Annotated in this window: 24 protein-coding genes; 8 read left to right on the plus strand and 16 right to left on the minus strand. The window is 68.4% G+C overall.

All coding sequences use genetic code 11. The features are described from left to right. Positions 1-4 precede the first annotated feature (4 nt). From AB0259_RS06260 to sufB, 3 genes are read right to left on the minus strand one after another with little or no spacing between them, the layout of a single operon-like run. Positions 5-334 carry a non-heme iron oxygenase ferredoxin subunit gene (locus tag AB0259_RS06260; protein WP_366220023.1) on the minus strand — a complete coding sequence of 110 codons (330 nt, stop codon included), beginning with the start codon at positions 332-334 and terminating at the stop codon, positions 5-7. Continuing rightward, complete coding sequence (gene sufD / locus AB0259_RS06265) at positions 331-1,527, minus strand: Fe-S cluster assembly protein SufD (RefSeq protein ID WP_366220021.1); 1,197 nt, start codon at positions 1,525-1,527, stop codon at positions 331-333. Before sufD ends, AB0259_RS06260 begins: the two co-directional genes overlap by 4 nt. Then, entirely contained in the window at positions 1,527-2,945 is a 1,419-nt protein-coding gene (gene sufB, locus AB0259_RS06270; protein WP_366220020.1) for a Fe-S cluster assembly protein SufB, read from the minus strand. Before sufB ends, sufD begins: the two co-directional genes overlap by 1 nt. A gap of 220 nt (positions 2,946-3,165) precedes the next feature. On the opposite strand from sufB, the gene AB0259_RS06275 reads away from it, so the two are divergent. Then, on the plus strand, positions 3,166-4,083 hold the full coding sequence (locus AB0259_RS06275) for a COX15/CtaA family protein (protein WP_366220019.1): 918 nt from the start codon (positions 3,166-3,168) through the stop codon (positions 4,081-4,083). An 85-nt stretch (positions 4,084-4,168) separates the two neighbouring features. Then, positions 4,169-4,561 carry a dinucleotide-utilizing enzyme gene (locus tag AB0259_RS06280; protein ID WP_366220018.1) on the plus strand — a complete coding sequence of 131 codons (393 nt, stop codon included), beginning with the start codon at positions 4,169-4,171 and terminating at the stop codon, positions 4,559-4,561. 22 nt (positions 4,562-4,583) lie between these two features. Here the strand turns inward: AB0259_RS06280 and AB0259_RS06285 are convergent, their stop codons facing one another. Further along, positions 4,584-5,510, minus strand: a complete 927-nt coding sequence (locus tag AB0259_RS06285; RefSeq protein ID WP_251581247.1) for a heme o synthase — start codon at positions 5,508-5,510, stop codon at positions 4,584-4,586. A 223-nt stretch (positions 5,511-5,733) separates the two neighbouring features. Here AB0259_RS06285 and tkt point away from each other — a divergent pair, with 223 nt between their 5' ends. Genes tkt through pgl form a run of 5 tightly spaced genes read left to right on the plus strand, consistent with a single transcriptional unit; the run spans position 5,734 to position 12,191 of the window. Continuing rightward, positions 5,734-7,815 carry a transketolase gene (tkt, locus tag AB0259_RS06290; RefSeq protein WP_366220017.1) on the plus strand — a complete coding sequence of 694 codons (2,082 nt, stop codon included), beginning with the start codon at positions 5,734-5,736 and terminating at the stop codon, positions 7,813-7,815. After that, positions 7,812-8,924 carry a transaldolase gene (tal, locus tag AB0259_RS06295; RefSeq protein ID WP_366220016.1) on the plus strand — a complete coding sequence of 371 codons (1,113 nt, stop codon included), beginning with the start codon at positions 7,812-7,814 and terminating at the stop codon, positions 8,922-8,924. The genes tkt and tal overlap by 4 nt, the downstream gene beginning before the upstream one ends. Positions 8,925-8,927: 3 nt before the next feature. Further along, complete coding sequence (gene zwf, locus AB0259_RS06300) at positions 8,928-10,475, plus strand: glucose-6-phosphate dehydrogenase (protein ID WP_366220015.1); 1,548 nt, start codon at positions 8,928-8,930, stop codon at positions 10,473-10,475. Beyond that, on the plus strand, positions 10,472-11,404 hold the full coding sequence (locus AB0259_RS06305) for a glucose-6-phosphate dehydrogenase assembly protein OpcA (protein WP_251580537.1): 933 nt from the start codon (positions 10,472-10,474) through the stop codon (positions 11,402-11,404). The genes zwf and AB0259_RS06305 overlap by 4 nt, the downstream gene beginning before the upstream one ends. Before the next feature lie 7 nt (positions 11,405-11,411). Further along, a complete protein-coding gene (gene pgl / locus AB0259_RS06310) occupies positions 11,412-12,191 on the plus strand; it encodes a 6-phosphogluconolactonase (protein WP_366220013.1) in 780 nt (259 codons plus the stop codon). A gap of 36 nt (positions 12,192-12,227) precedes the next feature. Here the strand turns inward: pgl and AB0259_RS06315 are convergent, their stop codons facing one another. The 11 genes from AB0259_RS06315 to AB0259_RS06365 all read right to left on the minus strand — a co-directional run bounded on the left by AB0259_RS06315 (position 12,228) and on the right by AB0259_RS06365 (position 24,059). Then, on the minus strand, positions 12,228-12,584 hold the full coding sequence (locus tag AB0259_RS06315) for an RNA polymerase-binding protein RbpA (RefSeq protein WP_251580535.1): 357 nt from the start codon (positions 12,582-12,584) through the stop codon (positions 12,228-12,230). Further along, a complete protein-coding gene (secG, locus tag AB0259_RS06320; protein WP_251580534.1) occupies positions 12,584-12,832 on the minus strand; it encodes a preprotein translocase subunit SecG in 249 nt (82 codons plus the stop codon). Before secG ends, AB0259_RS06315 begins: the two co-directional genes overlap by 1 nt. 97 nt (positions 12,833-12,929) lie before the next feature. Beyond that, positions 12,930-13,721, minus strand: a complete 792-nt coding sequence (gene tpiA, locus AB0259_RS06325) for a triose-phosphate isomerase (protein WP_251580533.1) — start codon at positions 13,719-13,721, stop codon at positions 12,930-12,932. Further along, positions 13,709-14,926: a phosphoglycerate kinase gene (locus tag AB0259_RS06330; protein ID WP_251580532.1), complete on the minus strand. Its 1,218-nt coding sequence runs from the start codon at positions 14,924-14,926 to the stop codon at positions 13,709-13,711. Before AB0259_RS06330 ends, tpiA begins: the two co-directional genes overlap by 13 nt. A 2-nt stretch (positions 14,927-14,928) precedes the next feature. Beyond that, the gene (gene gap, locus AB0259_RS06335) at positions 14,929-15,939 is read right to left on the minus strand and encodes a type I glyceraldehyde-3-phosphate dehydrogenase (RefSeq protein WP_251580531.1); all 1,011 of its coding nucleotides are present in this window, start codon (positions 15,937-15,939) and stop codon (positions 14,929-14,931) included. Between the two features lie 136 nt (positions 15,940-16,075). Next, a complete protein-coding gene (locus tag AB0259_RS06340) occupies positions 16,076-16,702 on the minus strand; it encodes a Fe-Mn family superoxide dismutase (protein WP_251580530.1) in 627 nt (208 codons plus the stop codon). Positions 16,703-16,815: 113 nt separating this feature from the next. Further along, positions 16,816-17,793, minus strand: coding sequence for a DNA-binding protein WhiA (whiA, locus tag AB0259_RS06345; RefSeq protein WP_366220011.1), 978 nt, complete (start codon positions 17,791-17,793; stop codon positions 16,816-16,818). 55 nt (positions 17,794-17,848) lie between these two features. After that, complete coding sequence (gene rapZ, locus AB0259_RS06350) at positions 17,849-18,721, minus strand: RNase adapter RapZ (protein WP_366221386.1); 873 nt, start codon at positions 18,719-18,721, stop codon at positions 17,849-17,851. 33 nt (positions 18,722-18,754) lie between these two features. Then, positions 18,755-20,674 (minus strand): excinuclease ABC subunit UvrC, encoded by a 1,920-nt coding sequence (gene uvrC, locus AB0259_RS06355; protein WP_366220010.1) that lies wholly within the window; start codon positions 20,672-20,674, stop codon positions 18,755-18,757. Position 20,675: 1 nt separating this feature from the next. Continuing rightward, positions 20,676-23,561, minus strand: coding sequence for an excinuclease ABC subunit UvrA (uvrA, locus tag AB0259_RS06360; RefSeq protein WP_251580527.1), 2,886 nt, complete (start codon positions 23,559-23,561; stop codon positions 20,676-20,678). Between the two features lie 54 nt (positions 23,562-23,615). Continuing rightward, positions 23,616-24,059 carry a MarR family transcriptional regulator gene (locus AB0259_RS06365; RefSeq protein WP_366220008.1) on the minus strand — a complete coding sequence of 148 codons (444 nt, stop codon included), beginning with the start codon at positions 24,057-24,059 and terminating at the stop codon, positions 23,616-23,618. 38 nt (positions 24,060-24,097) lie between these two features. On the opposite strand from AB0259_RS06365, the gene AB0259_RS06370 reads away from it, so the two are divergent. After that, positions 24,098-24,334 (plus strand): hypothetical protein, encoded by a 237-nt coding sequence (locus AB0259_RS06370; protein ID WP_366220007.1) that lies wholly within the window; start codon positions 24,098-24,100, stop codon positions 24,332-24,334. A gap of 6 nt (positions 24,335-24,340) precedes the next feature. Here the strand turns inward: AB0259_RS06370 and uvrB are convergent, their stop codons facing one another. Beyond that, the gene (gene uvrB, locus AB0259_RS06375) at positions 24,341-26,422 is read right to left on the minus strand and encodes an excinuclease ABC subunit UvrB (RefSeq protein ID WP_366220006.1); all 2,082 of its coding nucleotides are present in this window, start codon (positions 26,420-26,422) and stop codon (positions 24,341-24,343) included. Positions 26,423-26,430 lie beyond the last annotated feature (8 nt).

The raw sequence follows: 26,430 nt of genomic DNA on the forward strand, positions 1-26,430 counted from the left end.
TTCTTCAGTTCACGGCTTTGGTCACGGCGGGATCGATGAGGATGTCGTGCCCGTCGATCGTGACCTCGTAGACGGGCACCGGCTCATACGCCGGCAGATTCAGGGGGCGCCCGGTGCGCAGCGAGAAGGCGGATCCGTGGGCCCAGCACTCGAGCGTCTCGCCCTCGACGAAACCGTCGGCGAGCGAGATGTCGCCGTGGGTGCAGGTGTCGCCGATCGCGTGGACCTCGCCCTCCCCGTCGAGCACGACGGCGATCGCGACGCCGTCGATCTCGACCCGCACGGCCGTGTCCTGCGTCAGGTCACTCAGCTGCAGCACCTTCTGCGCGGTCACGCGTCACTCCCGCCGGCCAGCTCCGCCTCGATGGCGGAGATGAACTCGTCCTCGAGTGAGGGGATGCCGATCTTCTGCACGATCTCAGCGAGGAAGCCGAGGACGACCAGGCGCCGTGCCTGCTCCTCGTCGATCCCGCGGGCCTGCAGATAGAACAGCTGCTCGTCGTCGAAGCGACCGGTCGCGCTCGCGTGACCGGCGCCGACGATGTCGCCGGTCTCGATCTCGAGGTTCGGGATGGAGTCGGCGCGGGCCCCGTCGGTGAGGACGAGGTTGCGGTTCGCCTCGTACGAGTCGGTGCCGACCGCATCCGGTCCGATGAGGACGTCGCCGATCCACACGGTGCGTGCCGAGGCGCCCTGCAGCGCGCTCTTGTAGAGCACGTCTCCGTTGGTGTGGGCGCCCTTGTGGTGCAGGTAGACCTGGCTCTCGAGGTGCTGGCCGGCGTCGGCGAACGACAGCCCGTACAGGCGTCCCTGAGAACCTGCTCCGGCGAGTTCGACGGAGGGGTTCACGCGCACGAGACCGCCGCCGAGGCTCACGACGATGTGCGTGAGGGAGGCGTCGCGGTCGACGCGGGCCTGGTGCGCCGCGAGGTGCACGGCGTCGTCGTCCCAGCGCTGAACCGACACGACGGTGAGGGCGGCGCCGTCGCGCACGATGATCTCGACGTTCTGCGCCTGCGACGCCGATCCCTCGTGACGGAGGACGACGGTTCCGCGGGAGTTCGGCTGCGCCTCGATGACCACGTGCGCGTGCGCGACGCCACCGCGACCGGTGAGGGTCACGACGACCGGCTCGTCGAGCTCGGTGTCGGCGGGGATGCGGATGAGCGGAGCTTCGGGCTCCTGCGACCACGCGATCGCACTGACGACGTCCTCCGGCCGGAAGACCTCGCCCCGGGGCGCCTCGTCCTTCTGCAGGCGGCGATGCTCCACGGCGTCCGGTCCGGACACCTCGACGCCGATGACGTCGTGAGGAGCCTCCTCGTCCGCGAGCAGAGGTGCGAGCCGGTCGAGAGGCGTGTGCTTCCAGTTGACCTCGCGGCCGGTGGGCGTGCCGAAGTCGGCGGGGTCGAACGACCACGGCCGCTCCGACCGGGTCTGCACGGGGACCGTGTGCTCGGTCAGCGTCGCCGCAGGGTCGATGTGGCCCTTCGCAGCGGATGCGGGGGCCTGAGTCGCTGTCGTCATCAGCCGACGGATCCTTCCATGCCCATCTCGATGAGCTTGTTCAGCTCGAGGGCGTACTCCATGGGCAGCTCGCGGGCGATCGGCTCGATGAAGCCGCGCACGATCATCGCCATCGCCTCGTCCTCGGGGAGGCCGCGGCTCATGAGGTAGAACAGCTGCTCCTCGCTGACCTTCGAGACGGTCGCCTCGTGGCCGAGCTGCACATCGTCGACGCGGATGTCGATGGCGGGATACGTGTCCGACCGCGAGATCGTGTCGACCAGGAGCGCGTCGCACCGGACCGTGTTGGCCGAGTGGTGCGCGTTGGCGTCGACGCGGACCTCGCCGCGGTACCCCGCGCGACCGCCGCCGCGGGCGATCGACTTCGACACGATCGACGACTGCGTGTGCGGCGCCATGTGGATCATCTTCGCGCCGGCGTCCTGGTGCTGACCGGGACCGGCGAAGGCGACGGACAGCGTCTCACCCTTCGCGTGCTCGCCCATCAGGTAGATGGAGGGGTACTTCATCGTCACCTTGGAGCCGATGTTGCCGTCGACCCACTCCATGGTCGCGCCCTCGTGGGCCACGGCACGCTTCGTGACGAGGTTGTAGACGTTGTTCGACCAGTTCTGGATCGTCGTGTAGCGCACGCGGGCATTCTTCTTGACGATGATCTCGACGACGGCCGAGTGCAGCGAGTCGCTCTTGTAGATCGGAGCGGTGCAGCCCTCGATGTAGTGGACGTAGCTGTCCTCGTCCGCGATGATCAGGGTCCGCTCGAACTGGCCCATGTTCTCCGTGTTGATACGGAAGTAGGCCTGCAGCGGGATCTCGACGTGGACGCCCTTGGGGACGTACACGAACGAGCCGCCCGACCACACGGCGGTGTTCAGCGCCGCGAACTTGTTGTCGCCGGCGGGGATGACGGTGCCGAAGTACTCCTCGAAGAACTCCGGGTGCTCGCGCAGCGCCGTGTCGGTGTCCATGAAGATGACGCCCTGCTGCTCCAGGTCCTCGCGGATCTGGTGGTAGACGACCTCCGACTCGTACTGGGCGGCGACGCCGGCGACGAGGCGCTGACGCTCCGCTTCCGGGATGCCGAGCTTCTCGTACGTGTTGCGGATCTCCTCGGGGAGGTCCTCCCACGTCTGCGCCTGCTTCTCGGTGGAGCGCACGAAGTACTTGATGTTGTCGAAGTCGATGCCGGAGAGGTCCGCACCCCACGTCGGCATGGGCTTGCGCCCGAACAGCTGGTAGCCCTTCAGACGGGTCTTCAGCATCCACTCGGGCTCGCTCTTCAACGAGGAGATGCCGCGAACGACGTCCTCGTTGATTCCGCGTTGGGCGACGGCACCGGCGGCATCCGCATCGTGCCAGCCGAACTCGTACACCCCCAGCCCTTCGAGCTCGGGACGGTCGATGAGCACATCCGACATGACTTTCCTCCTCACGGGCGGCAACGGTGTCATCCGTTCCGGCATTCCCTCCCGCGAGAGGAGTGCACGAGGGGGATGCCGCTGCTGGCCGCTCTGACGACGCAATACCGCGCCTAGAATCGTTGTGCGGGCTGCGATGGGGATCGCGCTCGCCGACAGCTTCATTCTACAGGCACGGCCATCCCCCGCGGCGTGCCGGCCCGCGCCCGGAGGCGACCCCATGCTGATCACCGCGTCGACACCGACCGCGCCGCCCGCGACCCGGGTCTCGCGCCTGCTCCGCGTCGTCGCGTGGCTCTCCTTCCTCGCTGAGACCCTCATCATCGGCACCGGCGGCGCCGTGCGTCTCACCGGATCCGGTCTCGGCTGCCCGACCTGGCCGACCTGCACCCCCGACTCGCTCGTCGCGACCCCCGAGATGGGGATCCACGGCGTCATCGAGTTCGGCAACCGCACGCTGACCGGGCTCGTCGGCATCCTCGCGCTCCTCGTCGTGGTCCTGGTCTGGCGGATGCGGCGGACGCGCCGCGACCTCTTCGTGCTGGCGCTCATCGTGCTGGGCGGGGTCGTCGCACAGGCCATCGTGGGCGGCGTCACCGTCCTCACCGGGCTGAACCCCTTCATCGTGGGATTCCACTACGTCGTGTCGCTCGTCCTCGTGTGCGTGTGCGCCGCGTTCCTCGTCCGCCTGGATGAGCCCGCCGGCGCGCGCGTCCGCGCCGTGCCCGCCTGGTATGCCCGGCTGGCCCACCTGACGACCGGCGTGCTAGCGCTCACGATCGCGTTCGGCGTGCTCACGACCGGCGCCGGCCCGCACTCCGGCGACGCCGACGCCGGCCGCAACGGCTTCAACGCCGAGATCCTCGAGCACGTGCACGCCTGGCCCGGTTACGCCCTGCTCGCCCTCACGGTGACCCTCGCCGCGGTGGCCTGGCGTCAGGGCCTCCGGCCGCGCACGTGGGTGACCGTCCTGCTCGCGGCCGAAGCCGTGCAGATCGCCGTCGGCCTCTATCAGGCGCGCAACGGACTGCCCGAGCTCGCCGTCGGCGTCCACATGGTGCTCGCCGCCCTCACCGCCGCAGCGATGACGGTCGTCATCCTGCGCCTGAAGGCGCCGGCGCACACCGAAATCTCATAGGCGGCGCATCGCTTCCGTCAGGGTCCGCCGGGAACAGTGGCCCGGGTCGTCCGAGACCGGACGACCTCGACCCTGAGGAGATTCGATGAACACCCGCCCCCGCCTGACCCGCAGCATCCCGTTCTGGCTGCTCGTGGCCGGCTCGCTCGCATCCGGAGCCGCCGGCGGCGTCGTCCTCATGGACAAGCTCGCGAAGATGGAGACGGCCCTGACCGCGGGCACCGCGACCGGGGTGGACGTCTACGTCGGCCAGATCTGGGCGGTCCTCGGCGCGATCCTCGTCGGCGTCGGCGCCATCGGTCTGCTGCTGGCGTTCACGCTCGGAGCGCTCCGCGCATTCGCCGTGGCGCCGCGCGCCGCCACGGCCGACGAGCGGGACGCGCTCGCGACGCAGGCCGCGGAGGACGCTCCGGCACCCGCCGCGGAGGACACGTCCGACGAGACGGCACAGCCGGTCCTCGACGGCGCCGGACGCTGATCGCGCCGATCGGCTCGCTGCGTCAGAAGGGCAGCAGCGGGTCGATCGCGATCGCGACGAACAGCAGCGTCAGGTACGTGATGGAGGCGTGGAACACACGCATCGGACGGACCTTCTCGCCACGGACCGCGCGTGCGTAGAGGACGTGCGACTCGTAGATGAACCATCCGCCCAGCACCAGAGCGGACGCCGTGTACACGAGTCCCATCGGTGCGACGGGGATCAGCAGCAGTGAGCTCGCGACCGTCGCCCACGCGTACAGGATGACCTGCAGCCCCACCTGTGTGCCGTTGCGGGTCGCTCCGAGCATCGGGACGTCGACCTCGGCGTAGTCGCCCTTGTACTTCATCGAGAGCGGCCAGTAGTGCGGCGGCGTCCAGAGGAAGACGAGCAGGAAGAGGATGAAGGGCGTCCACGTCAGGGACTCGGTGACGGCCGACCACCCGATGATGACGGGGAAGCAGCCGGCGATCCCGCCCCACACGATGTTCTGCTCGGTGCGGCGCTTGAGCAGCATCGTGTAGACGACCACGTAGAAGAAGATGGCGCCGGCGCTGAGAGCAGCGGCCACCCAGTTGGTGAACACCCAGAGCCAAACCGTCGAGGCGATCGCGAGCGTCCACGAGAAGACGAGCGCACCGCGCGGTGTCACCTCGCCCGTCACGAGCGGACGATTCTCGGTCCTCTTCATGTGCGCGTCGATGTCGCGATCGAGGTACATGTTGAAGGATGCCGCGGACCCCGCGCTCATGGCGCCGCCGACGACGGTGGCGAGGATGAGCCAGAGGTCGGGCAGCCCGTTCGCCGCGAGGAACATGACCGGGATGGTCGTCACCAGCAGCAGTTCCAGGACGCGAGGCTTCGTCAGCTGGACGTAGGCGCGGAGGGTGCGGCCGAACGACTGTCGAGCGGGCGCGGTAACGCGCGCGCCGGTGTCCGTGAGTGCCATCGCCCCTGCCGTGTAGATCGTCCGCACGAGTCTACGCCATGACCTGCGACCGGTTCCCTCCGCCGGAGGGTCACCGCTTCGCTCAGAGCGCACGTCACACAGCGTCGACGCGGCCTCGGCGGCACGCTCGGGTCGATATGCTGAAAATCCCGGCGTCGGGTATCCCCTCTTCTCCTTCTGATCAGCGGACGCTCGCGCGGAATCACCGACGAAAGGCCTTCAGGTGTCAGAGCTGGTTTGGGACGAGATCGATCGGCGCGCGGTGGACACGGCGCGCGTACTGGCGGCGGACGCCGTCGAGAAGGTCGGCAACGGCCATCCCGGCACGGCCATGAGTCTCGCGCCCGCGTCCTACCTGCTGTACCAGCGGGTGCTCCGCCACGACCCGACCGACACCCACTGGCTCGGACGCGACCGTTTCATCCTCTCGGCCGGCCACTCCTCGCTGACGCAGTACGTCCAGCTCTACCTCGGGGGCTTCGGACTCGAGCTCGATGACCTGAAGTCGCTGCGAACCTGGGGATCGCTCACCCCGGGCCACCCCGAGTACGGCCACACCAAGGGTGTCGAGATCACGACCGGTCCGCTCGGTCAGGGCCTCGCGTCGGCCGTCGGATTCGCGTACGCCGCTCGCTACGAGCGCGGCCTGTTCGACCCCGAGGCCGAGGCGGGCACATCCCCGTTCGATCACCATGTGTTCGTCATCGCCGGCGACGGCGACCTGCAGGAGGGTGTGACGGCCGAAGCCGGCTCGCTCGCCGGCCACCAGCAGCTCGGCAACCTCATCGCCATCTACGACTCCAACCAGATCTCGATCGAGGACGACACGAACGTCGCCTTCACCGAGGACGTGCAGAAGCGCTACGAGGCCTACGGCTGGCAGGTCCAGACCGTCGACTGGAAGAAGACGGGCGAATACGTCGAGGACGTGGCGGCCCTGCACGCGGCGATCGAGGCAGCCAAGGCCGAGACCGCCAAGCCCTCGCTCATCATCCTGAAGACGATCATCGGGTGGCCGGCCCCGGGCAAGCAGAACACCGGCAAGATCCACGGCTCCGCCCTCGGCGCCGACGAGCTGGCTGCCACGAAGAAGGTCCTGGGCTTCGACCCGGAGCAGAGCTTCGTCGTCGCCGACGACGTGATCGCCCACACGCGCTCGCTCGCCGAGCGGGCGGCCACCGAGCGCGCGGCCTGGCAGGAGTCCTTCGACGCCTGGGCCGCCGCGAACCCCGAGCGCAAGGCGCTGCTCGACCGTCTCGAGGCCGCGACGCTCCCCGACGGCATCGCCGAGGCCCTCCCCGCCTTCGAGCCCGGCAAGGACGTCTCCACCCGTGCCGCCTCGGGCCTCGTCATCAACGCGCTCGCCGCCGAGCTCCCCGAGCTGTGGGGCGGTTCCGCCGACCTCGCGGAGTCGAACCTGACCACGATCAAGGACGCGAAGAGCTTCATCCCGGCAGAGTGGTCGACCCACGAGTGGTCGGGCGACCCGTACGGCCGTGTGCTGCACTTCGGCATCCGAGAGCACGCGATGGGGGCCATCGTCAACGGCATCAAGCTGCACGGCCCCACGCGTCCCTTCGGCGGCACGTTCCTGATCTTCAGCGACTACATGCGCCCCGCGGTGCGCCTCGCCGCGCTCATGAACATCCCCTCGGTGTTCGTGTGGACGCACGACTCCGTCGCCCTCGGTGAAGACGGTCCGACGCACCAGCCGATCGAACAGCTCGCGACCCTGCGACTCATCCCGAACTTCACGGTCGTGCGTCCGGCGGACGCCAACGAGACCGCCGCGGCATGGCTGGAGATCCTGCGCCGCCAGGACGGACCGACCGGCATCGCGCTCACTCGGCAGAACATCGCCGTCTTCCCGCGCGGCGAGAACGGCTTCGCCACGACCGACGGGGTCGCCAAGGGCGCGTACACGCTCCTCGACGCGCCGGAGGGCGAGCCCGACGTGATCCTCATCGCGACCGGCTCCGAGGTCCAGCTGGCGGTCGCCGCCCGCGAGACGCTCGCTGCGGAGGGCATCGGCGCCCGCGTCGTGTCCGCCCCGAGCCTCGAGTGGTTCGCGGAGCAGGATGCCGCCTACCGCGAGTCCGTTCTGCCGGCAGCCGTGAAGGCGCGCGTCTCCGTGGAGGCCGGCGCGACCGGGCTGTGGCGCGGTGTCGTCGGCGACACCGGCCGCACGGTCGGCATCGACCACTTCGGCGCCTCCGCCGACTACAAGACCCTGTTCGAGAAGTTCGGCGTCACCGCCGATGCGGTCGTCGAGGCGGCCCGCGCAACCGTCAAGGAGAACGCATGAGCACCCCCACTGAGGACCTTTCCGGCGCCGGCGTCAGCATCTGGCTCGACGACCTCTCGCGATCGCGGATCGACACCGGCAACCTCGCGCAGCTGATCGAGACGCGGGACGTCGTCGGGGTCACCACGAACCCCTCGATCTTCCAGGCGGCGATCGGCAACACGGAGGACGACTCCTACGACGCTCCGCTCCAGGCGCTTGCGGCCCAGGGCGCCGACGTCGACACGGCGATCTTCGAGATCACCACGACCGACGTGCGCGACGCGGCCGACATCTTCCGCCCCGTCTTCGACCGGACGAACGGCGTCGACGGTCGGGTCTCGATCGAGGTCTCCCCCGATCTCGCGCACGACACCGACGCCACGGTGGCGCAGGCGAAGGAGCTGTGGGCGAAGGTCGACCGACCGAATACGCTCATCAAGATCCCCGCCACGCTCGCAGGGCTCCCGGCGATCAGCGAGGTCCTCGCGGAGGGCATCTCGGTCAACGTCACGCTGATCTTCAGCCTCGAGCGCTACGCGGCGGTCATCGACGCCTACCTCGACGGTGTGCGACGCGCGAAGGAGAACGGTCACGACATCGCGACGATCCACTCGGTGGCGTCGTTCTTCGTCTCGCGTGTGGACACCGAGGTCGACAAGCGCCTCGACGCGATCGGCTCGAGCGCCGCGACCTCCCTGAAGGGCAAGGCGGGCATCGCCAACGCCCGCCTCGCCTACGAGCTCTTCGAAGAGCGGTTCGCCGAGCCGGCCGCCCTCGAGCTCATCGCAGCGGGCGCCAATGTCCAGCGGCCCCTGTGGGCGTCGACCGGCGTCAAGGACCCGGCCCTCCCCGACACCCTGTACGTGACCGAGCTGGTCGCTCCCGGCACCGTCAACACGATGCCCGAGAAGACCCTCGAGGCGACGTTCGACCACGCGACGATCACGGGCGACACCGTCACCGGCTCCTACGAGGATGCCCATCGGGTCTTCGACGAGCTCGCGGACGCGGGCGTCGACCTGACCGATGTCACGCAGGTGCTCGAGGACGAAGGCGTCGAGAAGTTCATCGTCTCGTGGCACGACCTGCAGAGCACCGTCCGCACGGCGCTCGACAGCGCACGCTGACCGATGGCCGTCGACATCTCGCGGGGACGCAATCCGCTCCGCGACCCCGATGATCGCCGCCTGAACCGCATCGCGGGCCCGAGTGCCCTCGTGATCTTCGGCGTGACCGGAGACCTGTCGCGCAAGAAGCTCATGCCGGCCGTGTACGACCTCGCCAATCGGGGTCTGCTGCCTCCCGGGTTCGCGCTCGTCGGCTTCGCGCGACGCGACTGGGAGGATCAGGACTTCGCGCAGGTCGTGTACGACGCGGTGCGTCAGCACGCACGGACCCCCTTCCGCGAGGAGACCTGGAACCAGCTCCTGCAGGGGATCCGGTTCGTGCAGGGCACGTTCGACGACGCGGCATCCTTCGCCCGTCTCCGCGAGACCGTCGAGAAGCTCGACACCGAGCGCGGAACGATGGGCAACCACGCGTTCTACCTGTCCATCCCGCCGAAGGACTTCCCCGTCGTCGCGCGTCAGCTCCGCGATTCCGGTCTGGTGGACGAGAACGCCGACGGCGACACGTGGCGCCGCGTGGTCATCGAGAAGCCGTTCGGCAGCGACCTGCAGACCGCCCGGGAGCTGAACGAGGCCCTCGAGGTCGCGTTCCCCGCCGATGCGATCTTCCGGATCGACCACTACCTCGGCAAGGAGACGGTCCAGAACATCTTGGCCCTGCGCTTCGCCAATGAGCTGTACGAGCCGCTCTGGAACGCCAACTACGTCGACCACGTGCAGATCACGATGGCCGAGGACATCGGCGTCGGTGGCCGCGCGGGGTACTACGACGGGATCGGTGCAGCGCGCGACGTCATTCAGAACCACCTCTTGCAACTCCTCGCGCTGACCGCGATGGAGGAGCCCATCTCGCTCGACGCCGAACACCTGCGCGCCGAGAAGGAGAAGGTCCTCGCTGCGGTCAAGCTCCCCGATGACCTGTCCACGGCGACCGCCCGCGGACAGTACGCCGGCGGATGGCAGGGTGGTGAGGAGGTCACCGGCTTCCTCGACGAGGACGGGATGGACCCGCAGTCGCGGACCGAGACCTACGCCGCCATCAAGCTCGAGATCGCGACCCGTCGGTGGAACGGGGTGCCGTTCTACCTCCGCACCGGCAAGCGCCTGGGTCGTCGCGTGACCGAGATCGCCGTCATCTTCAAGCACACGCCGCCGCTGCTGTTCCTGCGCTCGCAGGCGCTGCAGCTCGGGCAGAACGCCCTCGTCATCCGCATCCAGCCCGATGAGGGCGTCACCCTGCGCTTCGGCTCGAAAGTGCCGGGCGCGGGGAACGAGGTGCGCGACGTCACGATGGACTTCGGCTACGGACACGCCTTCACTGAGTCGAGTCCCGAAGCCTACGAACGCCTCATCCTCGATGTGCTCCTGGGCGACCCGCCGCTGTTCCCCCGCCACGAGGAGGTCGAGCTCTCCTGGCGCATCCTCGATCCCGTCGAGGAGTTCTGGGCGGAGCAGGACGAGCCGCTCGAGCAGTACTCCCCCGGATCCTGGGGTCCTCCGTCCGCCGATGAGCTCCTGGCCCGCGATGGCCGCGTCTGGAGGCGCCCATGATCGTCGATCTGCCCGACACCACCGTCTCCACGATCGCGAAGAAGCTCGTGAGCGTGCGCGAGGAGGGCGGCGCTGTCGCGCTCGGACGTGTCCTGACCCTCGTCATCGTCTCCACCGGCGGCTTCGATGAGGAGGCGATCGACGCCGCGAACGCCGCATCGCGCGAGCACCCGATGCGGGTCATCGTCCTGGTCGTGCAGCCCGACGCCCCGACCGGTCTCGACGCGCAGATCCGTGTCGGCGGCGACGCCGGTGCGAGCGAGGTCGTCGTGCTGCGTGCCCGCGGGGCCGCCGCCGACAACCAGGAGAGTCTCGTCAACGGCCTCCTTCTCCCCGACGCACCCGTCGTCGCATGGTGGCCCGATGACCCGCCCGCCGACCCCGCGCACTCACCGATCGGTCGTATGGCGCAGCGTCGCATCACGGATGCCTCGACGAAGCCGTTCGCGAAGGACCGCCTGGCGCAGCTCGGCTCCGTCTACGCCCCTGGTGACACGGACCTCGCCTGGACCCGACTGACGCACTGGCGGGAGCAGCTCGCCGCTGTCCTCGACCAGCCTCCCTACGAGCCGGTCACGGCGGTGACCGTCGTCGGCGCGGGCAGCTCTCCCTCCACCGGTCTGCTGGCCGCCTGGTTGCGGATGAAGCTCGATGTCTCCGTCGACTGGCACTACACGGATGAGCACGAATGGGCTCACGGCATCCGCTCGGTCACGCTCTCGCGGGACTCCGGCGACATCGTCCTCGAACGCTCGAACGCGACCGACGCGACCCTCACCCAGCCGGGACAGCCGACGCACGACATCGTGCTGCCGCGACGGTCGCTGCGCGAGTGCCTCGCGGAGGAGCTGCGCCGTCTGGATCCCGACCTCTTGTATGGTCGAGTCATCACCGAAGGGTGGGAGCTCCTCGACCCTCCCACGAGGTAGGAGTCGCATGTCGGAGTTCCGCGCGGAGAAGCGCGTCGTCGTCCGTCCGGACGCGCAGACGTTGGCCCGCGGGGTCGCGAAGCGTTTCTTCCAGCGGGTATCCTCCCGCGCAGTCGAGGGCAAGACGACCCACATCCTCCTGACCGGCGGCAATGCCGGCACGGCCGTGCTGCACGCCGCCGGTGAGAGCGATCGGCGTCACGAGGTCGACTGGTCGAGGGTGCACTTCTGGTGGGGGGACGAGCGCTTCGTCCCGGGCGGCGATCCGGACCGGAACGAGAGGGCCGCACGCGCGGCGTTCCTCGACCACATCGACGTGCCCGGCGCCAACATCCATCCGATCGCCGCCTCCGACGCGGGTCGCAGCCATGACGACGCGGCCGCCGACTACTCGGCAGAGCTCGCCGCCCACGCTGCCGAGGATCAGGCCTGGCCGCGGTTCACGCTGGCGTTCCTGGGCGTGGGTCCCGACGGGCACATCGCCTCGCTCTTCCCGGATCGCAGCGAGATCGCCGACACCGAGCACACGGTGCTCCCGGTGCGCCACTCCCCTCTCCCGCCCTCCGACCGCATCACCCTGACCCGGAAGGTGATCAACTCGTCGCGACGGGTGTGGCTCGTCCTCCCTGGCACCGACAAGGCCTCCGCACTGGGCTTGGCTCTGGCCGGCGCGAGCTACCACTCGGTGCCTGCGGCCGGTGCCAAGGGTCGCAAGCAGACGGTGTTCTTCGTCGACGAGGCCGCGGCGCAGGGAGTGCCGGAAGAACTGATCGACCCCGAGTTCTGAGCGAACCCGGGGTCGAATCGTCGTGTGGCGCGGCGATCAGTCCTGACCGCGCCGCTCTCGAAGCTGCTTGAGCGCGTCGTCCAGGATGGACTCGGCCTCTTCGTCGCTGCGCCGCTCCTTCACGTAGGCGAGGTGCGTCTTGTAGGGCTCGGTCTTCGCCAGTGCGGGCGGGTTCGCCTTGTCGCGCCCCGCCGGAAGACCGGAGTGCGGCGAATCGATCGTCTCGGGGATCTCCTCCTCCGAGATGCCGGCTGCGAAGTAGCGCACCGTCTCGTTGCCGAGCGCATCCCAGTACGAGACGGCCACGCGGTCGGCGTGGTGTCCGTGGTCCTGCTCCCCCATCGGCCCGGCACCGACGCGGGTGCCTCGGATCGCGTTGCCCCCGGTCGCCATCAGATGCTCTGGAACTTGGTGATGAGGCCGAGCGCGACGATGGCGACGAACCAGATGAGCGCGAGCACGACGGTGAAGCGGTTGAGGTTGCGCTCGGCGAGGCCCGAGGACCCCATGGCCGAGCTCATGCCGCCACCGAACATGTCGGAGAGGCCGCCGCCGCGTCCTTTGTGCAGAAGGATCAGGAGCGTGAGCAGGAGGCTGGTGAGTCCCAGCAGCACCTGCAGCACAAGCTGGAGGATATCCACAGTCGTTGAAAGCCTTTCGGGTCGCCGAGTCGCTCAGCGCTCGGACGAGTATACCGGCTGAACGGTGCGACGCCGCGAGGCGCCGCACCGTTCACGATCACACGCCGACGTGCTTCTGATACCTGATGATGGCGGCGAACTCGTCCGCCAGGAGGCTCGCGCCCCCGACGAGGGCGCCGTCCACATCCGGCTCTCGCATGAAGCTCGCGATGTTGCCTGACTTCACCGATCCGCCGTAGAGGATGCGGGTGCGCTCCCCCGCAGAATCCCCGAGGCTCTCGGAGATCACGGTGCGAAGCGCGGCGCACACCTCCTGCGCCTGCTCGGGCGAGGCCACCTGGCCGGTGCCGATGGCCCAGACCGGCTCGTAGGCGACCACGACGTCCGCGTCCGAGGGCACACCCTCGAGCGCCGCGCGCAGCTGCGCCACCGAGACCGCCGTCGGGCCGGACTCCTCGCGCTGCTCAAGCGTCTCACCGACGCAGACGACCGGGACGAGTCCGTGCCGCAGGGCCGCCTGGACCTTCGCGGCGACGACCTCGTCGGTCTCGCCGTGGTACTCCCGTCGCTCGGAGTGACCGATGATGACGTAGTCGACGTCCAGCTTCTTGAGGAAGGCGCCGGAGACCTCACCGGTGTACGCGCCGGAGTCCTTCGTCGACACGTCCTGCGCGCCGAGGGCGAACGGGATCTTGTCGGCGTCGATGAGCGTCTGCACCGTCCGGATGTCGGTGAACGGCGGGAAGACCGCGACCTCCACCGAATCCGTCTCGTGAGCGGCATCCTTCAGCGTCCAGTGCAGCTTCTGGACGAAGGCGACCGCCTGCAGGTGGTCGAGGTTCATCTTCCAGTTGCCGGCGATGAGCGGCTTGCGGGTCACGCTTCCCATCCGAGGATCTCCAATCCGGGCAGCTTCTTTCCCTCGAGGAACTCGAGGCTGGCTCCACCGCCGGTGGAGATGTGGCCGAACGCGTCGTCGTCGAAGCCGAGCTGACGCACGGCGGCCGCCGAATCGCCGCCACCGACGACGGACAGACCATCGACCTCCGTGAGCGCCTGCGCGACGGTCTTCGTCCCTGCAGCGAACGCCTCCATCTCGAACACACCCATCGGGCCGTTCCAGAACACGGTCTTCGCGCCGCGGATCGCCTCGGCGAACAGCTCCGCCGTCTTCGGCCCGATGTCGAGGCCCATGCCGTCTTCGCCGAAGGGGGTGTCCTCCAGTGCGTCGGCGGACGCCACGACGTGTTCCGCATCGGCTGCGAAAGCGGCGGCCATCACGGCATCGACGGGGAGCACCAGTTCGACCCCGCGTTCGCGAGCGGTCTCCATGTACCCGCGGACCGTGTCGAGCTGGTCCACTTCGAGAAGGCTCTTGCCGACCTTGTGGCCCTGGGCCGCGAGGAAGGTGAAGAGCATCCCGCCGCCGACGAGGATCTTGTCCACGCGCGGCAGGAGGTGCTCGATCACGCCCAGCTTGTCGCTGACCTTCGAACCGCCGAGCACGACGGCGTAGGGACGTTCCGGACGCTCGGTGAGGCGGTCGAGGACGTCGACCTCCTTCTCGATGAGCAGACCCGCAGCGGAGGGCAGCAGCTCGGCGAGGTCGTAGACGGAGGCCTGCTTGCGGTGCACGACACCGAACCCGTCCGACACGAGCGCATCGCCGAGCGACGCGAGCTCCTCGGCGAAGGCCCGGCGGGCGGTCTCGTCTTTCGCGGTCTCCCCCGCATTGAAGCGGAGGTTCTCGAGGACGGCGACCTGCCCGTCGGCGAGGTTCGCGACGGTGTCACGTGCCGAGTCGCCGACCGTGTCGGTCGCGAACGCGACGTCCTGGCCGAGGAGCTCGGACAGTCGCGTCGCGACGGGGGCGAGGCTGTACTTCGCGTCCGGAGCGCCGTCGGGCCGGCCGAGGTGGGAGACCGCGATGACGCGGGCGCCCTGCTCGATCAGCGCCGACAGGGTCGGCAGAGCCGCACGCACGCGGCCATCGTCCGTGATGACGCCGTCCTTCAGGGGGACGTTGAAGTCGACACGGACGATGACGCGCTTGCCTGCGAGCGAACCCAGCGAATCGAGGGTGCGCAGAGCCATCGTCAGAGCTTGCTGGCGACGAGCTCGGTGAGGTCGACGAGTCGGTTCGAGTAGCCCCACTCGTTGTCGTACCAGGACGAGATCTTGACGAGGTTGCCCGACACATTGGTCTGGCCGGCGTCGAAGACCGAGGAGTGCGGGTCGAGCTGGATGTCGCTCGAGACGATCGCGTCGGTGTTGTACTTCAGGTAGCCGACGAGCTCGCCTTCGGCCGCAGCCTTCTCGAACGCGGCGTTGATGACCTCGGCGGTCAGTCCCTCGGTGGGGGTGACGACCGTCAGGTCGACGATCGAGCCGGTGGGGACGGGGACGCGGTACGACGAACCGCTCAGCTTGCCGTTGAGCTCGGGCAGGACGAGGCCGATGGCCTTGGCGGCACCGGTCGCGGCGGGGACGATGTTGATCGCGGCCGCACGCGCGCGGTGCAGGTCGCCGTGGGGGCCGTCCTGCAGGTTCTGGTCGGCGGTGTAGGCGTGGGCGGTCATCATGAAGCCGCGCTCGATGCCGAAGTTGTCGTTGAAGACCTTGGCGATCGGGGCGAGGCAGTTGGTGGTGCAGGAAGCGTTCGAGATGACGTGCATGGTCTCGGAGTCGTAGGCGCCGTCGTTGACGCCCATGACGAAGGTGCCGTCGACGTCGGTGCCGGGCGCCGAGATGATGACCTTCTTCGCGCCACCCTCGATGTGCTTCTTGGCGTCGGCTGCCTTGGTGAAGCGGCCGGTCGACTCGATGACGATGTCGACGCCGAGCTCGCCCCAGGGGAGGTTGGCGGGGTCGCGCTCTTCGAAGACCTTGATGGTCTTGCCGTTGACGGTGATCGAGTCCTCGGTGTACGAGACCTCGGCGTCCAGGCGACCTCCGACCGAGTCGTACTTGAGGAGATGAGCGAGGCTCTTGTTGTCGGTGAGGTCGTTCACCGCCACGATCTCCAGGTCAGCTCCCTGCGCGAGCGCCGCGCGGAGGAAGTTGCGTCCGATGCGGCCGAAGCCGTTGATGCCGATCTTGACAGACACGTTGTCTCCCGTTTTTCTTCGCGCACGCCCCATGACGGGGTCGACCCGCGATGTGCTGGAAATGAGAGAGGATGCCGGGGCTCAGCCCCCGTTGCCGGGAGGATCCCGGCATCCTCACCTGTGAACGACCCTACTACTAGAGCAGGCCCGCCGTCTTGTCGCGGGCGGCGTCGAGACGCTGTGCGACGTTCTGCCAGTTGGCGATGTTCCACGCGGCCTTCACATAGTCGGCCTTGACGTTCAGGTAGTCGAGGTAGAAGGCGTGCTCCCACATGTCGAGCTGGAAGATCGGGATGGTGCCCTGCGCCGTGTTGGACTGCTGGTCGAACAGCTGCTGGATGATCAGCTGCTGACCGATCGGGTCCCAGCTGAGGACGGCCCATCCCGAGCCCTGGATGCCGGTGGCAGCCGCCGTGAAGTGAGCCTGGAACTTGTCGAAGCCGCCGAAGAACTCGTCGATCGCCGCGCGCAGCTCGCCCTCGGGCTCGCCGCCGCCGCCCTGCGAGGCGGGGGCCAGGTTGGTCCAGAAGATGGAGTGGTTGACGTGTCCGCCGAGGTTGAACGCGAGGTCCTTCTCGAGCTTGTTCACGTTCGCGAGGTTGCCGGTCTCCCGTGCCTCCGCGAGCTGCTCGAGGGCGGTGTTCGCTCCGGTGACGTACGTCTGGTGGTGCTTCGAGTGGTGAAGCTCCATGATCTTGCCGCTGATGCTCGGCTCGAGCGCGGAGTAGTCGTACGGGAGCTCAGGCAGCGTGTACTTCGCCATGTCCTCTTCCTTCTGTCGGTGCCGCGCACGCGGCGCGGCCGGTCGGATTCATCCTATTGAGGCCCAACCCGCCGGACACCCGGTTGCTTCCCGCGAAGAGGGGATGTACCCCGTCAGTCCTCCAGACCGGCCGGGACGGCGGATTCGGTGTCGGGGATGCCGTCCTGCGCGGCCTTCTTGTCGGCCATGGCCAGCAGTCGACGGATGCGGCCGGCGACGGCATCCTTCGTCAGCGGAGGGTCGGCGTGGTGACCGAGTTCGTCGAGGCTGGCGTCGCGGTGGGCGAGTCGGAGGTCCCCCGCCTGCTTGAGGTGCGGGGGCACGGTGTCACCGAGGATCTCGAGCGCACGCTCGACCCGTGCACAGGCGGCGACGGCCGCCTGTGCGGACCGGCGGAGGTTGGCGTCGTCGAAGTTCACGAGACGGTTGACGCCGGCGCGGACCTCGCGGCGCTGACGCATCTCCTCCCACGCGGCGGCGGTCTTCTGGGCTCCCATCACCAGGAGCGTCGCGCGGATCGCCTCGCCGTCGCGGACGACGACGCGGGGCACGCCGCGAACCTCCCGCGCCTTGGCGGCGATGCCGAGCCGGTGCGCCGCACCGACGAGGGCCATGGCCGCCTCCCCCGATGGGCAGGAGACCTCCAGTGCTGCCGAACGCCCCGGGTCGGACAGCGTCCCTGCCGCGAGGAACGCGCCGCGCCAGACCGCCGCGAGGTCGGGGCGTGCGCCGGTGGTGAGCTTGTTCGGCAGTCCGCGGACCGGGCGTCGACGGTTGTCGAGCAGTCCGGTCTGACGCGCCAGGGTCTCGCCGCCCTCGATGACGCGGACCGCGACCAGGTTGGCCGCCCGTCCGCCGGAGGATTGGACGTGCGCCAGTTCCGGCCGGACTCCGTAGATCTCCACGAGGTCCCGGGCGACGCGGCGGGCCAGGGTGTCAGTCTCCACCTCGGCCTCGACGGCGACGCGGCCGGCGATCGAGTGGAGCCCGCCCGAGAAGCGCAGGATCGTCGTGAGCTCTGCGACGCGGGCCGTGGGCCGCGGATCACGCACCGAGGTGAGTTCCGTCTTCACGTCAGCAGTCAGCGGCACGGCGATCCTTCGGTGGGGGCGAGGGGGACAAAGGATCAGCTTACTCGCGCACCGGTCACTCGCGACCCAGGTCGCGGTGCGCGACCCGCACCGCGACGCCCGGTTCGGCGTTCAGCCGCTCGGCCAGCTCGAACGACGTGACGACGGATCGGTGCTTGCCGCCGGTGCACCCGATCGCGATGACCGAATGCCTCTTGTTCTCGCGCTGATAGCCCTGCAGGACCGGGCGGAGCGCTGTCGCGTACGCGTCGATGAACTCGCGGGCGCCCTTTTGCTCGAGCACGAACTCGCGGACGGCATCGTCCTCGCCCGTGAGCGCACGCAGCGTCGGCTCCCAGTAGGGATTCGGGAGGAACCGCATGTCGGCCACGAGGTCGACGTCGGGCGGCAGGCCGTACTTGAACCCGAAGCTCATCACGGTGACGGTGTGACGCGCGTCGCCGTCCGCGCTGAACAGATCGACGATGCGATTCGCCAGCTGGTGGATGTTGAGACCGCTCGTGTCGACGATGACGTCGGCGGCCTCGCGGATCGCTGCGACCCGCTCGCGTTCACGACGGATGCCGTCGAGGATCGTCCCCTCCCCCTGCAGCGGGTGCGGACGCCGGACCGCTTCGAACCGTCGGACGAGCACGTCGTCCGACGCGTCGAGGAACAGGACCCGCAGCTGCCTTCCGTCGCGCAGCGAGTGCGTGACGGAGGGGAGCTCGCCGAACAGCTGCCGGCCGCGGACGTCGACGACGGCGGCCACCCGGGGCAGCGCGTCGGCGGCGAGGGCCGTGAGATCCAGCAGATGCGACAGCATCTGCGGCGGCAGGTTGTCGACGACGTACCAGTCGAGGTCCTCGAGGGCGTTCGCGGCCGTCGTGCGCCCTGCGCCGGACATGCCCGTGACGATCAGGACCTCGCCCGTCGTCTGGCCGTCCATCCGCACCCCGCCTTCCACGCGTGTCATCCCAGCCTAACCACCGGCGGGCACCGCATCCGAACCGGCAGCGAGGTGCGCATGGATCGTGGCCGCCAGCCGGGGACCGATACCGGGGAGTTCCTGGATCTCCTCGGGTGTCGCCTGCTTCAGGCGGCTGACCGAGCCGAAGTGGCGGAGCAGCGCCTTGATGCGGGTCGCTCCGAGTCCCGGCACCTCCGCCAGCACCGTCGTGATGTCGCGACCGCGCTTCTTGCGCTGGTGCGTGATCGCGAATCGGTGCGCCTCGTCACGCAGCCGCTGGAGCAGGTAGAGCGCCTCGGAGGAGCGCGGAAGGATCACCGGGAAGTCGTCGTCGGGCAGCCACACCTCCTCGAGCCGCTTCGCGATGCCGCACAGCGCGATCTCGTCGTGTCCGGCGTCGCGCAGCGCACGCGCCGCCGCCTGCACCTGCGGCTGTCCGCCGTCGACGAGCAGCAGCTGGGGACGATAGGCGAAACGCGGGCGCTTGCGGGTGGCATCCACCTCGCCGTCCGCCGTGGGATCGATCGCCTCCTGCTCGGCTTCGTCGCGGTCGATGTGCGCGAGCCGCCGCATGAGCACCTGGTACATCGAGTCGGTGTCGTCCGTCGTCTCGGCGACCGAGAAGGACCGGTACTGATCCTTCCGCGGCAGGCCGTCCTCGAACACCACCATCGACGCCACGACGCCCGTCCCGCCGAGGTGGGAGATGTCGAAGCACTCGATGCGCAGCGGCGCCTCGGTCATGCCGAGGGCTTCCTGCAGATCCGTCAGCGCCTTCGTGCGGGCCGTGTAGTCGCTGGTGCGGCGGGTCTTGTGCAGCATGAGCGCCTGTTGGGCGTTGAGTGTGGCCGTCCGCATGAGGTCGGCCTTCTGCCCGCGCTGTGCGACCTGCAGCGTCACCTTCTTCCCGCGCCGCGACTGCAGCCACTGCTCGAGTTCGGCGGCGTCGTCGGGAAGGGTCGGCACGAGCACCTGACGCGGGATGTCCTCGGCGGATGCCGCGCCGTAGGCGCGCTGCAGGATCTGGTCCACCAGCTCGGGACCGGAGATGTCCAGCTCCTTGTCGATGGTCGTGGCACGGACCCCGCGGACGCGGCCACCGCGCACGACGAAGTGCTGCACCGCGGCGGAGAGCTCGTCCTCGGCGACACCGAATAGGTCGGCGTCCGTGTCCTCGCTCAGCACGAGCGCGCTGCGGTTGAGGACGGCGTCGAGGGCCTGCAGCTTGTCGCGGTACGACGCTGCAGCCTCGTAGTCCATCGCGGCAGCCGCTTCGCGCATCCTCGCCTCGAGCCGCTTCGTGAACCGTTTGTCGCTGCCCGACATGAAGGCGACGAAGTCGTCGACGATCGCGCGGTGCTCCTCGATGGTCACCTTCATCGAGCAGGGTCCCCCGCACCGACCGATCTGCCCGGGGAAGCAGGGCCTCCCCGTCGCCATCGCCTTCTTGTAGGACGAGTCGCTGCACGTGCGGATCGGGAACACCTTGATGAGCTGGTCGATCGTGTCGTGGACCGCCCAGACCTTCGGATACGGTCCGAAGTACTTGGCTCCGCGGATGCGGCGGTTGCGCGTCACGATGACCCGCGGGGCCTCGTCGGCGAGCGTCACCGCCATGTACGGGTAGGACTTGTCGTCCTTGTACCGGACGTTGAACGGCGGCGAGTACTCCTGGATCCAGGTGTACTCCAGCTGCAGCGAGTCGATGTCGGTCTTCACGACCGTCCACTCGACCTTGGCCGCCGTCGTCACCATGCGACGCGTCCGCTCGTGCAGGGTGTGCAGCGGTGCGAAGTAGTTCGACAGCCGCGCGCGCAGGTTCTTGGCCTTGCCGACGTAGAGGATCCGCCCGTCCGCATCCAGGAACCGGTAGACCCCGGGATCCGTGGGGATCTCCCCCGGCTTGGGCTTGTACGGCAGCGCGGACGCCACGTCAGCCCGCCTTGCGCGCGGGAGCCACTTCCAGGATCTCGGCGAGGAACTGGCCGGTGTGGCTCTCCGATACGGTCGCGACCTGCTCCGGGGTCCCCGTCGCCACGATCGTTCCGCCGCCCGAGCCGCCCTCAGGTCCGAGGTCGATGACCCAGTCGGCCGACTTGATCACGTCGAGGTTGTGCTCGATGACGAGCACCGAGTTCCCCTTGTCGACGAGGCTGTTCAAGACCTCGAGCAGGCGCTGCACGTCTTCGAAGTGCAGACCCGTCGTCGGCTCGTCGAGCACGTAGATGGTGCGCCCGTTCGAGCGGCGCTGGAGCTCGGTGGCGAGCTTCACGCGCTGCGCCTCGCCTCCCGAGAGCGTCGTGGCCGACTGTCCGAGCCGGACGTAGCCGAGGCCGACGTCGACGAGGGTCTTGAGGTAGCGGTGGATCGCCTGGATCGGCTCGAAGAAGTCAGCCGCCTCCGAGATCGGCATGTCGAGCACCTCGGCGATGTTCTTGCCCTTGTAGTGCACGGCGAGGGTGTCGCGGTTGTAGCGCTGGCCGTGGCAGACCTCGCAGTCGACGTACACATCGGGCAGGAAGTTCATCTCGATTTTGATGGTGCCGTCGCCCGAGCACGCCTCGCACCGGCCGCCCTTCACGTTGAAGCTGAAGCGACCCGGCTGATAGCCGCGCGCCTTGGCCTCGGTCGTCTCGGCGAACAGCGAACGGATGCGGTCGAACACACCCGTGTAGGTGGCCGGGTTCGAGCGCGGCGTGCGACCGATGGGGGCCTGATCGACGTGCACGACCTTGTCGAGGTGTTCGAGGCCCGTGACGCGGGTGTGCTTGCCGGCCACCCGTCGGGCGCCGTTGAGCTTCGTGGCGAGGACCTCGTAAAGGATGCCGTTCACGAGCGAGGATTTGCCGGAGCCGCTCACCCCGGTGACGGCGGTCAGGACGCCGAGCGGGAAGTCGACCGTGACGTTCTGGAGGTTGTTCTCCCGCGCCCCCACGACCCGCAGCTGTCGGCCCTTGTCGATCTTGCGCCGCTTCTTCGGCATCCGGATCGCACGCCGGCCGCTCAGGTAGGCGCCGGTGATGGACTCCTGGTCCGTCAAGAGCTGTTCGACCGGACCCGAGTGGACGACGTTGCCACCCTCGACACCGGCGCGCGGGCCGATGTCGACGATCCAGTCGGCCGCGTGGATGGTCTCCTCGTCGTGTTCGACGACCACGAGCGTGTTGCCGAGGCTCTTCAAACGCACGAGCGTCTCGATGAGGCGACGGTTGTCACGCTGGTGGAGTCCGATGGAGGGCTCGTCGAGCACGTAGAGGACACCCGTGAGCCCCGACCCGATCTGGGTGGCGAGCCGGATGCGCTGCGCTTCCCCGCCCGAGAGCGAGCCGGCAGCCCGGCTCAGGCTCAGATAGTTGAGGCCGACCTGGATGAGGAAGTCCAGACGCGCTCGGATCTCGCGGAGGACCGCGGCCGCGATGGTCGCCTCGCGGTCGGTCAGCGAGAGCTGTGCGAAGAACTGCTGCGCCTCGCCGAGGCTCAGGCGGGAGGCATCCGCGATCGAGTGACCGTGGACGAGCACCGACAGCACCTCGGGCTTGAGGCGGTCGCCGTTGCAGACCGGGCAGGGAACCTCGCGGAGGAACTCCGCCCACCGCTGACGCTGCGTGTCGGTCTCGGCCTGCGTGAACTGGCGCTCGATGTACGGGATGACACCTTCGAAGCCCGACGCGTACCGCATCTCGCGCCCGTACCGGTTCTTCCACTTGACCGTGACCTTGTAGTTCTCGCCGGTGAGGACTGCGTCCTGTACGTCGGCGGGGAGGTCCTTCCACGGTGTGTCGAGCGAGAATCCGAGGTCGTCCGCGAGACCCACGAGGAGTCGCTCGTAGTACTGGAACAGGCCCTTGCCCTGCGTCGTCCACGGGACGATGACACCCTCGGCGATCGAGAGCTCCTCATCGCCGAGGAGCAGCTCGGTGTCGACGGACATCCGGGTACCGAGACCCGAGCAGGCGGGGCAGGCACCGAAAGGCGCGTTGAACGAGAACGTGCGGGGCTCGATCTCCGTCAGCGTCAGCGCGTGACCGTTGGGGCAGGCGAGCTTCTCGCTGTAGCTCTGCCAGGCGTCGTCACCCTCTTCATCGACGAAGTTGACCTGCAGGATGCCGCCGGCCAGTCCCAGCGCCGTCTCGACGGAGTCGGTGACACGGCTCAGGATGTCGGGGTTCGCCACGAGGCGGTCGACGACGACGGCGATGTCGTGCTTGTAGCTCTTCTTCAGTGTCGGCGGCTCCGCGAGCTGGACCGCCTCGCCGTCGACGATCGCGCGGGCGTAGCCCTTCGCGGAGAGCTCCTTGAAGAGGTCGACGAACTCCCCCTTCTTCTGAGACACGACGGGTGCGACGATCTGGTAGCGCGTCCGCTCCGGGAGCTCCATGAGCTGATCCGCGATCTGCTGCACGGTCTGCCGCTGGATCCTCTCGCCGCACTCCGGGCAGTGGGGAACACCGACGCGCGCCCACAGCAGACGCATGTAGTCGTTGATCTCGGTGATGGTGCCCACCGTCGAGCGAGGGTTCCGGTTCGTCGACTTCTGGTCGATCGACACCGCCGGGCTGAGGCCCTCGATGAAGTCGACGTCGGGGCGGTCCACCTGGCCGAGGAACTGGCGCGCGTACGAGCTCAGCGACTCGATGTATCGCCGCTGACCCTCGGCGAAGATCGTGTCGAACGCGAGGCTCGACTTCCCGGAGCCGGACAGACCGGTGAACACGACGAGCGAGTCCCGGGGGATCTCGAGGTCGACGTTCTTCAGATTGTGGACGCGCGCGCCGCGGACACTGAGTTTGGAGGCGTGGGGAACGGGGACGATGGGCACCGGTCAATCCTAGGTTGGGCCACCGACACGGGCTCCGTCCTTCGCTGCGGGCGATCAGTCCTCGGGCGCGGGTCGACTTCCGGCGAAGGGCTGCAAGCCGTCTCGCAAGCGTTCGACGTCCGCCACCCCGAGGCCGACGCGTGCCATGATCTGCCGCGGCACGTCGAGTGCACGCTCCCTGAGCGCCGCACCGTCATCGGTCAGCGCGATGTCGAGCACACGCTCGTCCGCGGGGCGCCGGCGCCGGACGACTCGTCCTTGCGTCTCGAGTCGTTTGATGGTCGGCGACAAGCTGGCGGGCTCGACCGCAAGGGCGGTCGCCAACTCGGTGAGCGACTGCGGCGCTCTCTCCCAGAGCGCGAGCATCACGAGGTACTGCGGGTGCGTGAGTCCGAGCGGTTCGAGGACAGGGCGATAGATCGCGACGACGTTGCGGGCGGCGGTCACGATCGCGAAGCAGAGTTGGCTCTCGAGCTTCAGCACGTCGTCGTCATCCATCGATCCTCCTCGTCCTAATAGTTAGTACACTAATTATTATGAATGGCGAACAGGAGTCACGACCACCGCTCCGGGAACGGATCCGTGCCGCCGGCGGGTTCTACCGGTGGTGGAACAGTCGCCTCATCCGGTACGCCGGTCCCGCCTCGGTGGGCCCCTACGAGACCGAGCCCGAGCCGGTCAGGAGCGAACGCGCCTGCCCTCTCTGCGGCCACCCGATGTCGATGCACACCTTCGACCGCTCGGGCGAGCGGCCGCTGATGCACTGCCCCTGACGCGCCTCACGCGTGCCCGGCGCGCTCCATCGCGCGCAGCTCCTTCTTGAGGTCCTGCACCTCGTCGCGCAGCCGCCCGGCGAGTTCGAACTTCAGTTCGTCGGCGGCCGCGAGCATCTGACGGGTGAGGTCTTCGATCGTCGCCTCGAGCTGGTTCGCCCCCTCGGCGGCGATCCCCTCGCGCCGCAGCTGCGGCGTCGGACTCTTGCCCTTGCCGGACTTGGTCTTCCCCTTGCTGCGGCCGTCCATCATGTCGCGCGTGTCGCTGGCCTCGCGCGCGAGCGCATCGGTGATGTCCGCGATCTTCTTGCGCAGCGGCTGCGGGTCGATGCCGTTCTCGAGGTTGTAGGCGATCTGCTTCTCACGACGCCGCTCGGTCTCCTCGATGGCGGCCGCCATCGAGTCGGTGATCTTGTCGGCGTACATGTGCACCTGGCCGGACACGTTGCGCGCCGCGCGGCCGATGGTCTGGATGAGGGACGTCCCCGAGCGCAGGAACCCCTCCTTGTCGGCATCCAGGATCGCGACGAGCGACACCTCGGGCAGGTCGAGACCTTCGCGGAGCAGGTTGATGCCCACGAGGACGTCGTACACTCCCTGGCGCAGCTCGGTCAGCAGCTCGACCCGTCGGAGCGTGTCCACGTCGGAGTGCAGATAACGCACCCGGACGCCGTGCTCGCCGAGGAAGTCCGTGAGCTCCTCGGCCATCTTCTTGGTCAGGGTCGTGACGAGCACCCGTTCGTCCCGCTCGACGCGCAGCTGGATCTCCTCGAGCAGGTCATCGATCTGCCCCTTCGAGGGCTTGACGATGATCTCCGGGTCGACGAGCCCGGTGGGACGGATGATCTGTTCGACGACACCGTCCGCGATCCCCATCTCGTACCGACCGGGCGTCGCCGAGAGGTACACCGTCTGACCGATCCGCTGCTTGAACTCATCGAACCGGAGGGGACGGTTGTCCATGGCGCTCGGCAGACGGAACCCGTGGTCGACGAGCGTGCGCTTGCGCGAGGCATCCCCCTCGTACATCGCACCGATCTGCGGGACCGTGACGTGCGACTCGTCGATGACGAGGAGGAAGTCGTCGGGGAAGAAGTCGAGGAGGGTGTGCGGTGCCTCGCCCGGCATCCGGCCGTCGAGGTGACGTGAGTAGTTCTCGATGCCCGAGCAGAATCCGAGCTGCTGCAGCATCTCGAGGTCGAAGGTCGTGCGCATGCGCAGGCGCTGGGCCTCGAGCAGCTTGCCCTGCGACTCGAACTGCTTAAGTCGCTCCTCGAGCTCGTGCTCGATCGTCCCGATCGCTCGCTGCACCGTCTCGGTGCCCGCGACGTAGTGGGATGCCGGGAAGATCGGCACGCTCTCGAGCTTCTGCACGACGTCGCCGGTGAGCGGATGCAGCATGTACAGCGCCTCGATCTCGTCGCCGAAGAGCTCGATCCGCACGGCGTACTCCTCGTACACCGGGATGATCTCGATCGTGTCGCCGCGGACGCGGAAGTTGCCGCGCGAGAAGTCGACGTCGTTGCGGTTGTACTGCATCGCGATGAACTTGCGGATGAGGGCGTCACGGTCGTACCGCTCCCCCACCTGCAGGGCGACCATGGCGCGAAGGTACTCCTCCGGCGCACCGAGGCCGTAGATGCACGACACCGTGGACACGACCACGACGTCCCGCCGGCTCAGCAATGAGTTGGTCGTGGAGTGACGCAGCCGCTCCACCTCGGCGTTGATCGACGAGTCCTTCTCGATGAAGGTGTCCGTCTGCGGGACGTACGCCTCGGGCTGGTAGTAGTCGTAGTAGCTGACGAAGTACTCGACAGCGTTGTTCGGCATGAGATCGCGGAACTCGTTCGCGAGCTGCGCCGCGAGCGTCTTGTTGTGTGCGAGCACGAGAGTCGGACGCTGCACCTGCTCGATCAGCCAGGCCGTCGTCGCGGACTTACCGGTACCCGTCGCACCGAGCAGGACGACATCGGTCTCGCCCGCATTGATGCGGGAGGCGAGGTCCGCGATCGCCTGCGGCTGATCGCCGCTGGGCTGGTACTCGCTGACGACCTCGAAGGGTCGGACGGAGCGCGTGGTCTGCATGATCCCAG

Origin of the sequence: Microbacterium sp. NPDC080005, assembly GCF_040702445.1 — a bacterium.
Lineage (GTDB): Bacteria > Actinomycetota > Actinomycetes > Actinomycetales > Microbacteriaceae > Microbacterium > Microbacterium oleivorans_D.